This window comes from Pseudomonas lundensis (assembly GCF_002269125.1).
Taxonomy (GTDB): domain Bacteria; phylum Pseudomonadota; class Gammaproteobacteria; order Pseudomonadales; family Pseudomonadaceae; genus Aquipseudomonas; species Aquipseudomonas lundensis_A.
In genome coordinates this window covers 12,343-26,445 of record NZ_NQKI01000014.1, presented here as the reverse complement: position 1 = coordinate 26,445, position 14,103 = coordinate 12,343, and the positions used below count along the sequence as shown (strand labels likewise).

Here is a 14,103-nt window from a genome sequence, read left to right as displayed (position 1 = left end):
CGGCCAATGGGATTTGGCCCGTCGTCAGGTCGTCGAGCCGAAATGCCCTACAGCTAACGCTGTCACGAGCTGACAGTTACGGGGAGCTGTTGAGTAGACGTAGAGCTGAACAACGAATTTAAGGCGGGGCAGAACAGGTTATTTCTGAATATTTCCTGTTCGTCTCAACAGCCGGACTTTAAATCTATATGAGAATTACTATAAATTACGTCCCCTTAAGTGCCATCATCATGCCGCCATCTGATTCGGCCTTGTTTCAGCGCTCATGGAAAGTTGCCGCACCGGTTGCGGTCAGGAGTTACGTTGGAAAACTACTACCGCGAGCTGGTCAGCTTTTTGAGTGCCAGACTGGGCAATGCGCAGGCCGCCGAAGATGTGGTGCATGACGCCTATGTACGCGTTCTGGAGCGTTCCAGCGATGAGCCGATTGAGCAGCCGCGGGCCTTTTTGTACCGCACGGCCCTCAACCTGGTGATCGACGGGCATCGACGCAACTCCTTGCGCCAGATCGAGCCACTTGAGGCGCTGGACACCGACGAGCGCTTTTACAGCCCATCCCCTCACGCCACCCTGGCGCAGGGCCAGCGTCTGGAAATGGTGCAGCGTGCGCTGAGTGAATTGCCTGCGGTATGCCGCGACAGTTTCTTGCTGCGCAAGCTTGAAGGCTTGTCACATCCGGAAATTGCCGAGCGCCTCGGTGTCTCCCGCAGCGTGGTCGAAAAGCATATTGTCAACGCCATGAAGCATTGCCGGATTCGGATTCGGCAGTGGGACAACGCCTAAATTTTATTTCTGTAGTCTCGTTCCTACTCAACAGACGACCTGCCGTGCTGCCACAGCGCAATCGGGTCATGGGCTTTTTCTCCCCCCTGTTGAGGGGTAATCCAGAGGACACTGGAAATGACACAGGCAATCGCTTCGGCCGTCGTTCATGATCTGATCGGCATTGGTTTCGGGCCTTCCAATCTGGCCTTGGCCATCGCCCTGGAAGAACGCGGGCAGGTGCAAGGCCCGCTGGATGTGCTGTTTTTGGACAAGCAGGCGGACTACCGCTGGCATGGCAATACGCTGGTCACCCAGAGTGAGCTGCAAATTTCCTTCCTCAAGGATCTGGTCACATTGCGCAACCCGACCAGCCCGTATTCGTTCGTCAATTACCTCAATGCCCACGGTCGTCTGGTTGATTTCATCAATCTCGGCACCTTTTACCCGTGCCGCATGGAGTTCAATGACTACCTGCGCTGGGTGGCGTCGCACTTTGAGGCCCAAAGCCGCTACGGCGAGGACGTGTTGGCCATCGAGCCGGTGTTGCATCAGCAACAGGTCCAGGCGCTGCGCGTGATTTCCCGCGATATTTCAGGCCAGCAGCACGTGCGCACGACGCGTTCGGTGGTGGTCAGTGCCGGTGGTACACCGCGTATTCCTGAAGCATTCAAGGCACTCAACAGTGACAGCCGCGTCTTCCATCACTCGCAGTACCTGGAGCGCATGGCTGCGCAACCTTGCGTGAGCGGCAAGCCCATGCGTATCGCAATCATTGGCGGTGGCCAGAGTGCCGCTGAAGCATTCATTGATTTGAATGACTGCTTCCCGTCGGCGCAGGTGGATTTGATCCTGCGCGGCTCGGCCCTCAAACCGGCCGATGACAGCCCGTTCGTCAACGAAGTGTTTTCTCCGGCGTTTACCGACCTGGTGTATCAACAGAACACCACCGAACGTGAGCGCCTGATTACCGAGTACCAGAGCACCAACTATTCGGTGGTCGACATTGACCTGATCGAGCGTATTTACGGGATTTTCTACCGTCAAAAAGTGTCGGGTATTGCCCGCCATGCGTTTCGTAGCCTGACCAGTATTGAAGGGGCCGTTGCAGATGCGCAGGGCATCACCCTGGCGCTGCGCAACACCGCCACGGGTGACCTCAGCGCGCAGCAGTACGATGCGGTGATTTTGGCCACAGGCTATGAGCGCCAGTTGCACCGGCATTTGTTGGCACCGCTGGCCGAGTACCTGGGCGACTTCGAGGTGGACCGCGATTACCGCATTGTCACCGACCAGCGCTGCAAAGCCGGGATTTACATGCAGGGCTTTTGCCAGGCCAGCCATGGATTGAGCGACACCTTGTTGTCGGTGCTGGCAATTCGTTCCGAGGAAATAGCCGCGTCGCTGTATGCCCACGTTAAACGCCATACCCAAAGTCACCTCAACGCCGAGCAGCTGTTGGCGGCTGTATAGCCTTTAAACAAACGGGCTGTGTCACTCATTGAAGGGGCTTTTGCGGTTGAGGGTTCAGGGGGGCACTTGAACCCTCACTGGAATCTGAACCCTTCCTGAAGGGTTTTCCGATTTACCGCACGGACGTATGCCTGCGGTTTACTCTCTAAAGCGTCAGGCGTAAGCTGCCGGCGTTTTCATCCATAGCGGAGTCCCTCAGTGGGTACCAGTTCGAGTGACAGTAGTCGGCCGGTCTTCAAGACTGGCAAACATTCGGCAAGTTAACGCGCAGATTCCCCTGCCGTTTCTTGCTGAACAGCGAGAAATGGCGTCTAGAACCGGTCCCCTGTGACCTGATCCGGCAAGCCCTCTCTTCGACACTTAAACCTGTGTGACCAACGCCTTTCGCCAGGCCGGTTGCCTCAGGAAGCAGGCCCATGCCCCGCGTTTGCGGCGTAGCGCCTGTGCTCGTCTGCACCTGCCGTGGAACACCGCTGACGTTGTAAGTCAGAGGACTCACCATGGGCCACACCCTTATGCCAATCCGCCGTCGCCATCATCGACCTGCATTGCCGGGCCGGGGGCGATTGCCCCGTTAAACGCAGGTATCCGACCTGCACACGAGTATTGACACCATGAATGACGGTTCGAGATTAAGGCCGCCTGCGTAAGCCCCGATCAGGGTGAGCGCAGGCGGCGCAGGAGTAGCACGATGAAACTCACCCTGAAAGAATTTTTCGCAGGTTTTCTGCGTACGCGTCACATTGCACGGCACTTTCGCCGCCTGGCATTGCTGGACAGCGTGACAGACACCACGGTCAGCCGCGAAGTGCCGCCCACCCTGGCGCAAACCCTGGTGGCGGCCGCCCACCGCGACAGCGCGCAGTTGATCGACAGTCTCGGTACTCACACCGATGGCCTGAGCGAGGTCGAAGCCCAGGCACTGCGCCAGCAACACGGGCTTAACGAGGTAGAGCACGAACAGCCCTTGAGCCGTTGGGGGCACCTGTGGCACTGCTATAAAAACCCCTTCAACTTGTTGCTGACGCTGCTGGCGGCCGTGTCGTTGGCCACCGATGACGTCCAGGCCGCTGTGGTGATTGGCACGATGGTGGTGTTGTCCACGGTGTTGCGCTTTTGGCAGGAAGCCAAATCCAACAAGGCCGCAGATGCGCTCAAGGCCATGGTCAGTAACACCGCCACAGTGATGCGCCGCGACTTCAGTGCCGATGCGGCGCCGGTGTTTGGCAAGTTTTATGGGGCGTCGTTGCACATCAAGGGCGCGCAACGCATCGAGCTGCCGATCAAGCAACTGGTGCCGGGCGACCTGATCGTGTTGTCGGCCGGGGACATGATTCCGGCAGATTGCCGCGTGCTCAGCGCCAAGGACCTGTTTGTCAGCCAGGCCGCCATGACCGGCGAATCCATGCCTGTGGAAAAATTCCCGCACCAGGCAGACCGTGACACCCGCAACCCGCTGGAACTGGAAAACATCGTGTACATGGGCACCAACGTGGTGTCCGGTGCGGCAACTGCCGTGGTGCTGACCACCGGCAACAACACCTATTTTGGTGCATTGGCCCAACGGGTCGGCGCCACGGACCGTGGCCCGACGTCGTTTCAGACCGGTGTCAATAAAGTCAGCTGGTTACTGATCCGCTTTATGTTTGTGATGGCGCCGCTGGTGCTGTTCATCAACGGTTTCACCAAAGGCGACTGGCCAGAGGCCCTGCTGTTTGCACTGTCGGTGGCCGTGGGCTTGACCCCCGAAATGCTGCCCATGATCGTTACCTCGACGCTGGCCAAGGGCGCGGTGTTTCTGTCGCGTAAAAAGGTCATCGTCAAACGGCTGGACGCGATCCAGAACTTTGGTGCAATGGATGTGTTGTGCACCGATAAAACCGGGACCCTGACCCAGGACAAAATTTTCCTCGCCCGTCACGTGGATATCTGGGGGCAAGAGTCCGACGACGTGCTGGAAATGGCTTACCTGAACAGCTATCACCAGACCGGCCTGAAAAACCTGCTGGATGTCGCAGTGCTGGAGCATGTTGAGGTGCACCGTGAGTTGAACGTAGGCACGGCCTACAGCAAGGTCGACGAAATCCCTTTTGACTTTACCCGCCGTCGCATGTCGGTGGTGGTGGCCGAGCAAGACCGCCCGCACGTGCTGATTTGCAAAGGCGCTGTCGAAGAAGTCCTGTCCGTGTGCAAGAAGGTTCGTCATGGCGACTCGGAAGAAGCTCTGACGGATGAACTGTTGGCGCGCATTCGCCGCGTCACGTCAGCGTTCAATGAAGAAGGGTTGCGGGTGGTGGGGGTGGCGGCGCGCTCAATGGAGCCGGGGCGCGACACTTATACCCTGGCGGATGAGCAGGAGCTGACCCTGATTGGCTACGTGGCATTCCTTGATCCGCCCAAGGAGAGCACGGCGCCTGCGCTTAAAGCCTTGGCTGAGCACGGCGTGGCGGTCAAAGTGCTGACCGGTGATAACGAGTTGGTGACGGCGAAAATCTGCCGGGAAGTGGGGCTGGACCAGCAGGGCTTGTTGCTGGGCAATGACATTGAGCGCATGAGCGATGCTGAACTGGCGGTTGCAGTGGAAACCACCAATGTGTTCGCCAAGCTGACGCCCACACACAAGGAGCGCATCGTGCGCTTGCTCAAAGCCAATGGCCATGTGGTCGGTTTTATGGGCGACGGGATCAATGACGCCCCGGCTTTGCGCACCGCCGACATCGGGATCTCGGTCGACAGTGCCGTGGACATTGCCAAGGAGGCCGCTGACATCATCCTGCTGGAAAAGAGCCTGATGGTGCTGGAGGAGGGCGTGCTGGAAGGGCGTCGCACCTTCGCCAACATGCTCAAGTACATCAAAATGACCGCCAGCTCGAACTTCGGCAACGTGTTCTCGGTATTGGTGGCCAGCGCCTTTATCCCGTTCCTGCCGATGCTGCCAATGCACCTGCTGGTACAGAACCTGCTCTACGATGTGTCGCAGATTGCGATCCCGTTCGATAACGTCGATGACGACCTGTTGAAAAAACCACAGCGCTGGCAGCCGGCGGATGTCGGTCGTTTCATGCTGTTCTTCGGACCGATCAGCTCGATCTTCGACATCCTGACGTTTTGCTTGATGTGGTACGTGTTTCAGGCCAATACCCCCGAGCATCAGACGCTGTTCCAGTCGGGCTGGTTCGTGGTTGGCCTGCTGACTCAAACCCTGATCGTGCACATGATCCGCACGCCGAAGATTCCGTTCCTGCAAAGTCGCGCCGCCACGCCGTTGCTGGTGATGACGGGGGTCATCATGGCCATCGGGATTTTCCTGCCAATGGGGCCATTGGCCAGCTACTTTAAGCTTGAAGCTTTGCCACCGTTGTACTTCGTGTTCTTGCCTGTGATTTTGCTGGCGTACATTGGGCTGACCCAGGCGGTGAAAGGGTTTTACATCCGCAAGTTCGGCTGGCAGTAACGTCAGTGTTCTTCCATCGCCGCCTGGTAAGGCGGCGATGATATCCAGCGATTGAGTCAAGGATGAAAGCTATGCAAGCACTCAACAATATCAACCTGGTTTCACTGGTCGACACGCTGGTCAGCCTTAGCGCAGCGTTTGTGTTGGGCGGATTGATCGGTTTCGAGCGTCAATACCGCCAACGCACCGCAGGCTTGCGCACCAACGTGCTGGTGGCGGTGGGGGCGGCCATTTTTGTCGACATGGCCAACCGCCTGGGCGGTGCCGAAGGCGCCGTGCGGGTGGTGGCGTATGTGGTGTCCGGCATCGGTTTTTTGGGCGCCGGCGTCATCATGCGTGAAGAAGGCAATGTGCGCGGGCTTAACACGGCCGCCACGTTATGGGCTTCTGCCGCCGTGGGCGCCTGTGCAGGAGCCGACCTGATTCTCGAGGCCCTTCTGGGCACGTTGTTTGTGTTGGCGGCAAACACCTTGTTGCGTCCGATTGTGAACAACATTAACCGTCAGCCGTTGGACGTTATTTCGTCTGAAGTCACTTACATGGTCTATGTCATAGCGCGCCGTCATCAGCAAAAAGCCGTACTCGCCTTGCTGGAAGCCGAGCTTGAGCGCAGCAATTACCCGGCGCGGGATCTGGATATACACGCGTTTGGTCAGGAGGATGTCGAGATTGAATGCACACTGGTCGCCACGTCAGTGGACGGTGACGAGCTGGACGCATTGGTCGCACGCATCTCCACCTCCACGTTGGTGGTTCAAGCCTTTTGGAGCCCGAGTACCACAGAGTAAATCCGGGATAACGAATGACTTCTTAAGGGAATTCTTACAACAAGAGTCACCAATGCCCTTCCTCTCCAAGGCTTTTAATTAGCCATTATTTGCAGCTTGGCTGGATGAAGGTTAAAGCCGGGCAGCCAGCAAGTGTTGAGATGGGTACGAGCGCTTTGTAGGATTTTTCCTATACTCAGTTTATGTCTCAATAATATTGTCTGTTTGAGTTGATATTGAATCGTGTCCATTCAAAACGATATTTTTCGCTCGGTGTACACCGGCATTGAAGCCACTGGCTGGGGTACGCATGACTAAAATTTTGATTGTTGACGATCATCCGTTGATCCGTTCTGCCGTCAGCGCAATGTTGAGCAACCATGGCTACCACGTGGTGGCTGAAACAGACAGCGGAATTGATGCTGTCCAGCTTGCCCGCGAACATTCTATTGATCTGATCATTCTGGACCTCAGTCTGCCCGGGCTCGATGGTCTTGAAGTTATCAAACGCATACGCCTCTCAGGGCTACAAAGCCGGATCCTGGTACTGACTTCCCAGCCCGCGCTGCATTATTCAAAGCGTTGCATGAGCGCCGGAGCGACCGGTTTTATCACCAAAACCAAGGGGCTGTCCGAGGTGCTGCAGGCGGTGAAGGTTGTCTTGGGGGGCTACACTTTTTTTCCTGATTTGAGTGATAGCTCGGTGCGCACCAGCGACTGCGGCGTGTCTGAAAAAGAGTTGATCCAGCTGTTATCCCCCCGCGAGTTAGAAATTTTGATCAAGCTTGCGCGAGGCCAGCGCAACATTGAAATTGCCAATAACATGACGCTCAGTAGTAAAACCATCAGTACTTATAAGTCACGCCTGAAAGAAAAGTTGAACATGAAGTCGGTTGTGTACCTGGCCGAGTTTGCCAAACGTAATAACCTGATCTGAATGAACACGTTCATCCTCCAGGCCCGGGTGGGCGTGTTGCTGCTGATGTTCGGATGGCCGCAGGCGCATGCAGAGGTTTCAGTCCAGACGTTGCAGCTTTTGGGGCGTTCGAATGTTGAAGACTACAACGTGGTGCTGGAGGCTGCAGATAAGCACTGGTTACAGCAAAAGGGGGTCTTGAAGTTGGGGGTGTCTGCCCCTGACAACGTCCCTTTCGAGCTCACCGAAGATGAGCAGTACCTTGAAGGCATTACGGCTGACTACGCTGAGCTGCTCTCGGAGTTGTTGCACATTGCTATTGACGTCAAGCGCTATCCCTCGAGACCGCTGGCTGTGCAAGCCCTCAAGCAGGGGGAAGTTGACCTTCTGGGCAGTGCCAATGATTTTGAAGCCCAGGACTCCACCCTCAAATTGACCCAGGCGTATGCCGAAGACGCTCCCACGCTGGTGACGCAAACTGCGCGCAAAGGTCATTTGCCCACCGATCTGGCGGGACTGCGGGTGGCACTGCTGGATCATTATTTGCAGCCGCAAAAAGTCCAGGCGTTCTACCCCAAGGCCACGCTGCAACTGTACCCGTCGACCCTGACCGCGATCGGCGCGGTAGCCTTCGGGCAGGCAGACGTCTACCTGGGCGATTTCATTGGGGCCAATTACCTGATCAACAGAAATTATCTGAACAATGTGCAACTGGCGGACTTCTCGCGTCTCGAGGTGACGCCTTATTCGTTTGCACTGGAACGCGAAAACGTCAGGCTGCTGCGCATTGTTAACGCGACCCTGTCCGCCATTCCGCCCAGCGAGCGCATGACGATCCTGCGCCGCTGGAGTTCCGAAGGGCCTCAGGTGAGCGGCCATTGGCGATTGAACCTGAGCAGCAATGAACAGCGCTGGTTGAATGAACACCCGCGACTGAAAGTGGCCATTAACGACCACTACCTGCCGTTGTCGTTTATTGATGAGCAGGGCACTTTCAAAGGTGTGAGTGCCGATGTATTACGCAATATCAGCACTCGAACCGGGCTGGTGTTCGAACCGGTGACCGGCAAGTCGGTTGAAGAATTGATCGAACAGGTGGTCACGGGCGAGGCCGACCTGATGGGGGCCTTCACACCCAGCACCGTCCGTGAAGGGCAGCTGCGCTTTACGCGGCCTTATCTCACAACGCCGTTTGTACTGGTCACGCGGGTGGGGCCGGGCAGCCCGGCGACGCTTGACCAGATGGCCGGCCAGCGCGTGGCCATGGTACGGGCCAATGTACTGCGCGATTTCGTTTTGCATCACTACCCCAAGGTTCAGGTGGTCGAGGCGCAAAATGCGTGGGAAGCCATGAACATGGTGGCGCAAGGTCAGGCCGATGCGGCGGTGAATGCGTTAATCAGCGCGCGTTTCATGATTTCACGCCATTTCAGCGAACAATTGCACATCACCAGTACGGTAGGCACCCAGCCTGCGCAGATCGGTTTCGCCACGGCGCGCCATTCATCTGAATTGAGCTCCATTCTCGATAAGGCGCTGTTGAGTATCAGCCCTGAAGAAATGGCCACCTTGACGCAGCGCTGGCGTACCACCGGGCCAGAAACAGACAGTTATTGGTTGCGTAACCGTGCTGCGATTCTTCAAGGGTTTGCGATTGCGGCTGTTTTGTTGGCGGTGGCGCTGTGCTGGATTGCCTATTTGCGTCGCGCGGTCGTTAAACGACAGCACTTGCTGGAGCAACTGCAAGCCGCCAAACAAAGTGCCGATGAAGCGAATCGCGCGAAAACCACGTTTTTGGCCACCATGAGCCATGAGATTCGAACGCCCATGAATGCCGTGATCGGCATGCTCGAACTGGCCATGAAAAAAGCCGAGCAGGGTGTGCTGGACCGTTTTGCTATTGAGGTGGCTTCCAGTTCGGCGCAAGAGTTACTGGCGCTGATTGGGGATATTCTGGACATCGCGCGCATTGAGTCCGGGCACTTGTCTTTGAGTCCTGAGCGGGCGGACGTGCAGGCATTGATAGCGTCTGTGTTGCGTATGTTTGACGGGTTGGCGCGTCAAAAGCGCCTGAGTCTGGTCAGTCAAATTGTGTGCGAGGTGCCCGATACCGAGGTGTGGATGGACCCGCTGCGCTTCAAACAGATTATTTCCAATCTGCTGAGCAATGCCATCAAGTTCACGGATAACGGTGAAGTGAGACTTGTCTTGAGCGTGACCCAGGGCAGTGACCCTTCTGAACTCAGCGTATGCGTGCGCGTCAGCGATACGGGCATGGGCATCTCTGAAGCCGATCAGTCACGTTTGTTCAGTCCGTTTGTCCAGGCCAGCAACAACACCCAATCCGCCCGCAGCGGTTCAGGCTTGGGCTTGGTTATTTGCCGAACCCTCTGCGAAATGATGGGCGGTACGTTGCGTTTGCAAAGTGCAGTGGGCATGGGGACCCAAGTTGAAGTGCAGTTGCAGGTCCCGCGCCTGGAACCCATGGCAACCAGCGTTGAACCCGCACCGCAAACGGTACAACGCCATTCGTTAACCATTCTGGTGGTGGACGATTACCCGGCGAACCGCATGTTGCTGGCTCAACAGATGCGCTATCTGGGCCATCAAGTGATCGATGCAGAAAATGGTGCGCAGGGGTTTGAAACGTGGCGTGCGGGGTCGTTTGACGTGGTCATCACTGACTGCAACATGCCAGTTATGGACGGTTATGAGCTGACGCGTGCCATACGCGATCAAGAACGGCTATTGGGGATCAACCCTTGCTTGATCCTGGGGTTCACGGCCAATGCCCAGCCCGAAGAGGTGGGGCGTTGTCTGGAAGTCGGGATGGATAACTGTTTGTTCAAACCCATCAGCCTCAAAGATTTAAGCGACTGTCTGGCCTCGCGCGCGATGAGTAAAGAGGCCGATCCACTCGCCGCTCAGTCTGAAATAGACCTGAGGTACCTGCTCGAAACAACTCAGGGCAATCGATTACACGTGCAAAAAATGCTGGAGGCGCTGGTCGGGAGTAATCATCAGGACATGGCCCGGCTGCTGGCGTTGTTTGTGGCAGATGATCGCAAAGGGTTGATGGCGCTTGCGCATGGGATCAAGGGCGGTGCGCGGCTAATTGATGCGCGGGTTGTCATTGAATGCTGTGAGCGCCTTGAAGCGGCGTGTACTGCCAGTCATGCGCCCTTGCTGACCGAGTATGTAGACGCTCTGCATGACAGCATGGAAAGGCTTGATGAGGTCTTGGCGACTTATCTGGAGCAAGAGGAATGACCCGCTTGAAAAGACAAGCGGTCCCTTGAAATGCTGCGGGCTGTACTTATCTTGCTGTTGCCGTGACGCAGAGCTGTGTGGCGCCGGTAGAACATTCCAACGACACACTTGCTGATGGTTCAACTGAAATGCCAACTAAATCATTACGAATCTTGATCGCCGATACAGAGCGAACAGAGGCTCTGAAGATAGAGAGGGCGCTTAACGGATTGGGCTATTACCGCATTGCGCCACTGGACCGCATTGAAGCCCTGCTGGGGCTGAGGGATGCCGAGAAACATGCGTTTGATGTGTTACTCATCAGCCAACGCATGGCGAATCTGGCGGGGTTGGACTGCCCCGAAGCGCGTAAAGAGTGAGTGCACTTCAAGCACGTGCTGCTGTATGACAGTGCGCCCGCCATCCTTGAGCAACTCAACGCCCTGATGCAGGCCATTGATGTGCAAGGCGCCGCTTCCTCGCGAGGCTTGTCGGCCTGACGCTGGCCGCGTTAATGTCCCGGTCTTCTTAAGCGGTCTCATAGAGGAGCCGGTGGTATGTCAGACATCGTAGTGGTGCAAGCGGACTATTTGAATCCTGTTCATGCGCAGGCCGTCAGGGAGGTGCTCGACCACTACGCCCAGGATCCAATGGGTGGCGGCGAAGCGTTATCGGACGCGGTGTTGCAAGCATTGCCTGCTGAGCTGGCCAAGCGCCCGCATGCGTTCAGCGTGCTGGCGTTTGTGGATGGCCAGGCGGCAGGGCTGATTAACTGTTTTGAAGGCTTTTCAACTTTTGCGGGCAAACCGCTGGTCAACGTACACGACGTGTCGGTAGTTAGTACCTTTCGGGGATTGGGGTTGAGCCAGAAAATGCTGGGGAAAGTTGAAGCCATCGCCCGTGAACGCGGTTGCTGCAAAATCACCCTGGAGGTACTTGAAGGCAACCCGGTGGCGCAGGGGGCTTACCGCAAGTTTGGCTTTAGCGACGGCCAACTGGATCCGGCTTACGGGCGCATGCTGTTCTGGAACAAACATTTGGATTGAAGGGTTTCGCTCATTTGAGGGGCAGCCCTGTGAAAAAGCGATAAGGGTGCAAATCGTCCAAATGAGAAGGCTTCTTATCTCAACGTATGTCTTTGCGGAACGCAACGTCAGCGAGGCGGCATGGCCGCCTCGCTGTCGGGTTATTGCTTGGCGATTTCGCCGGGCGCCGGGTGTTTGGGTTTGATGAGGCTGAAGTCAATCAAAGCTTTTTGCGGGCGCGAGTACGGGTCGCCGATCAGTTGCGGGCGCGCGACGAATTGGTCGCTGACCAGACTCTTTTTATCGTCCAGCTCATCGGCGGACAGACCGGCCAGGTCGGTCCAGGTGTGAATGAACTGAGAGCTGCTGTACGGACGACTCAGGTCACGGGTGAAATTCCACGGGTGGTTTTCGCGCCATTTCGGGCTGGCCCAGGCCATGAAGGGAATGGTGTACATCGGGGCCGTCGGCTTGGCTTCGTTACGCCCAAGCGTGCTGTGGCCGACCGAGTCGAACACGTCTTCGCCGTGGTCGGACAGGTACAGCAGGAAGCCGTTGGGGTCGGTCTTGGCGAAGTCCTTGATCAGGCTCGACACTACGAAGTCGTTGTACAGCACCGCATTGTCGTAACTGTTGTAAGTCGGCACCTGGTCATCGGTCAGGCCCGCAGGCACGCCCGTGCGGTCTGTGAACTTGTCAAAGGTCGGCGGGTAACGGTACTGGTAGCTCATGTGCGTGCCCAGCAAGTGAACCACGATCAATTTGCGCGGCGCGCTGTCGGCAAGGATTTTTGAAAACGGCTCCAACACATCGCCATCGTACTGACGGGCGTTCTGATTGCGGTTGTTGTTGAGGTAGACCTGCTCGTCCGCCTGCTCGGAGAATGTGGTGAGCATGGTGTTACGTTTGGTCATGGTCTGCTGATTGGTGACCCAGAACGTTTTGTAGCCAGCTTGCTTCATCACACTGACCAGCGACGGCGTGCTCAGGTACAGGTCCGGGTTTTCTTCGTCAGCAAACGTCAGCACTTGCTGCAGGGCTTCGATGGTGTACGGACGCGGGGTCACGACATTGTCGAAAATCGACAGCTGATCGCGCAGTGCATCAAGATTGGGCGTGGTTTTGCGGTTGTAGCCGTACAGGCTCATGCGCTGGCGGTTGGTGGACTCGCCAATCACCAGCACCAGGGTCGCGGGCTTACCGGCTTCGCTGTCTTTGAGGTGGGTCAGCGGCGGAATTTTGCTGGCGCTGGCCAACATGCCCTGCATGCTGTCCAGTTGCTCGAGGTAACGGCGATACGCCACGACCATCTGCCATGGCACCGCAGGTTCAACGCGACTTTCAAAGCTTTCCATCGCCGCGGCCAGGGTATCGTGCTTGAGTGTTTGCTTGATCAGCGGGTGACCCACGATGGCGACCAAAATACCGACGGCAGCGGCCCATGCCTGAATGCGGGGCAGGTACACCGGACGTAAACGCGTCCACAGGAAGATGGCCACAGCGGTATGCGCCACAAAAGCCAGCAGCATCCACCAGGCAAAGTATTGGGTCAGGTATTCGCCTGCTTCAGAGATGTTCGATTCGAACATGATGAAGATGACGCTTTGGGAAAATTCCTGCTGATAGATGAAGAAATAGCCGAGACTGGCTAACGAACAAGCCCACAACACAACCCCAATAATCGCGGCGAGCAAGCGGGTGCGGGCAGGGAAGAGCAGCATCGGAGCCAGCCAGATTGCACTCATGACGAATGCCTGACGGAACCCCGAAAACCCTGAGGTGCCTGTCAGCTGGATCAGCAGTTGAGTGATTCCGGAAAAGTACCAGAAGAACAGAAACAGCCAACCCAGGCCTGCCCAGTCGAAACTTTTAACCGAGGTGGTGCCGCGTTTGAACATCCCCATACAGCGCTCCAGCTGATAACCACTTGGATGGTTGGCACAGCAAGGCGCGGCCAACGCGTCAGCGCTGCATCAAAAGTTGAGCAGCATTCAAGGGGGCAAGTATCAACAAGGGGATGTGAAAACTTTGTCGCGAAAAGGGCGAGTATTCACTCGCCCTGGCAGGCAGGTATCAGTTCAGATGCGCGGTCTTGTGCGCAAGGGACAGTGACGATTGCCCGAGGGCCAGTTGCTGGCGTAACTGCTCGACCTGTTGCAGTAGCTGTGCGTGTTCGTCCTTGAGCTGACGCAACTCATCACGACGGATCGTGACATAGAGGGTTTGCGCGGGTCGTGCGGACAGTACTGTGGTCATGGTTCACCTCGTTTTTGACATCTTCGATCGCGTACCCGAACGGCCCGCTGCGGGTCGTGGGTCACTGCCGGGGTGAATTGTGATTTCTTTTGTTGGCGAAGTGAACTTTTATATTTTTTGTTGTCAGCGTGCCTTCGTCCGTCGCCAGAACGTATTGAATAGGGAATCTGTTACCTCTCATGTGCGAAACTATGCGCCATG

The 14,103-nt window shown here is 56.7% G+C and carries 10 protein-coding genes; 8 read left to right on the top strand and 2 right to left on the bottom strand.

Annotation, left to right across the window (positions count from 1 at the left end):
* The first annotated feature begins 303 nt into the window (after positions 1 to 303).
* The 8 genes from CJF39_RS10860 to CJF39_RS10825 all read left to right on the top strand — a co-directional run bounded on the left by CJF39_RS10860 (position 304) and on the right by CJF39_RS10825 (position 11,667).
* Positions 304 to 783 carry a sigma-70 family RNA polymerase sigma factor gene (locus CJF39_RS10860; protein ID WP_094993426.1) on the top strand — a complete coding sequence of 160 codons (480 nt, stop codon included), beginning with the start codon at positions 304 to 306 and terminating at the stop codon, positions 781 to 783.
* 117 nt (positions 784 to 900) lie between these two features.
* Positions 901 to 2,235: a lysine N(6)-hydroxylase/L-ornithine N(5)-oxygenase family protein gene (locus CJF39_RS10855; protein WP_094993425.1), complete on the top strand. Its 1,335-nt coding sequence runs from the start codon at positions 901 to 903 to the stop codon at positions 2,233 to 2,235.
* 691 nt (positions 2,236 to 2,926) lie between these two features.
* Positions 2,927 to 5,689: a magnesium-translocating P-type ATPase gene (gene mgtA, locus CJF39_RS10850; RefSeq protein WP_094993424.1), complete on the top strand. Its 2,763-nt coding sequence runs from the start codon at positions 2,927 to 2,929 to the stop codon at positions 5,687 to 5,689.
* A 71-nt stretch (positions 5,690 to 5,760) separates the two neighbouring features.
* Positions 5,761 to 6,477 (top strand): MgtC/SapB family protein, encoded by a 717-nt coding sequence (locus CJF39_RS10845; protein WP_094993423.1) that lies wholly within the window; start codon positions 5,761 to 5,763, stop codon positions 6,475 to 6,477.
* A gap of 289 nt (positions 6,478 to 6,766) precedes the next feature.
* Complete coding sequence (locus CJF39_RS10840) at positions 6,767 to 7,393, top strand: response regulator transcription factor (RefSeq protein WP_094993422.1); 627 nt, start codon at positions 6,767 to 6,769, stop codon at positions 7,391 to 7,393.
* Positions 7,394 to 10,642, top strand: coding sequence for a transporter substrate-binding domain-containing protein (locus tag CJF39_RS10835; protein WP_094993421.1), 3,249 nt, complete (start codon positions 7,394 to 7,396; stop codon positions 10,640 to 10,642). It abuts the gene before it with no gap.
* Positions 10,643 to 10,770: 128 nt separating this feature from the next.
* A complete protein-coding gene (locus CJF39_RS10830) occupies positions 10,771 to 11,001 on the top strand; it encodes a hypothetical protein (protein ID WP_249275348.1) in 231 nt (76 codons plus the stop codon).
* Positions 11,002 to 11,178: 177 nt separating this feature from the next.
* Positions 11,179 to 11,667: a GNAT family N-acetyltransferase gene (locus CJF39_RS10825; protein WP_094993420.1), complete on the top strand. Its 489-nt coding sequence runs from the start codon at positions 11,179 to 11,181 to the stop codon at positions 11,665 to 11,667.
* A gap of 140 nt (positions 11,668 to 11,807) precedes the next feature.
* Here the strand turns inward: CJF39_RS10825 and CJF39_RS10820 are convergent, their stop codons facing one another.
* Positions 11,808 to 13,550 carry a phosphoethanolamine transferase CptA gene (locus CJF39_RS10820; protein WP_094993419.1) on the bottom strand — a complete coding sequence of 581 codons (1,743 nt, stop codon included), beginning with the start codon at positions 13,548 to 13,550 and terminating at the stop codon, positions 11,808 to 11,810.
* Positions 13,551 to 13,719: 169 nt separating this feature from the next.
* Positions 13,720 to 13,902: a DUF6026 family protein gene (locus CJF39_RS10815; RefSeq protein WP_094993418.1), complete on the bottom strand. Its 183-nt coding sequence runs from the start codon at positions 13,900 to 13,902 to the stop codon at positions 13,720 to 13,722.
* Between the last annotated feature and the right edge of the window lie 201 nt (positions 13,903 to 14,103).

Excerpts from the sequence above, each read along its gene's own strand:
- CJF39_RS10855 (WP_094993425.1), top strand. The coding sequence starts at position 901 with ATGACACAGGCAATCGCTTCGGCCGTCGTTCATGATCTGATCGGCATT.
- mgtA (WP_094993424.1), top strand. The coding sequence starts at position 2,927 with ATGAAACTCACCCTGAAAGAATTTTTCGCAGGTTTTCTGCGTACGCGT.
- CJF39_RS10845 (WP_094993423.1), top strand. The coding sequence starts at position 5,761 with ATGCAAGCACTCAACAATATCAACCTGGTTTCACTGGTCGACACGCTG.
- CJF39_RS10840 (WP_094993422.1), top strand. The coding sequence starts at position 6,767 with ATGACTAAAATTTTGATTGTTGACGATCATCCGTTGATCCGTTCTGCC.
- CJF39_RS10835 (WP_094993421.1), top strand. The coding sequence starts at position 7,394 with ATGAACACGTTCATCCTCCAGGCCCGGGTGGGCGTGTTGCTGCTGATG.
- CJF39_RS10830 (WP_249275348.1), top strand. The coding sequence starts at position 10,771 with ATGCCAACTAAATCATTACGAATCTTGATCGCCGATACAGAGCGAACA.
- CJF39_RS10825 (WP_094993420.1), top strand. The coding sequence starts at position 11,179 with ATGTCAGACATCGTAGTGGTGCAAGCGGACTATTTGAATCCTGTTCAT.
- CJF39_RS10820 (WP_094993419.1), bottom strand. The coding sequence starts at position 13,550 with ATGGGGATGTTCAAACGCGGCACCACCTCGGTTAAAAGTTTCGACTGG.
- CJF39_RS10815 (WP_094993418.1), bottom strand. The coding sequence starts at position 13,902 with ATGACCACAGTACTGTCCGCACGACCCGCGCAAACCCTCTATGTCACG.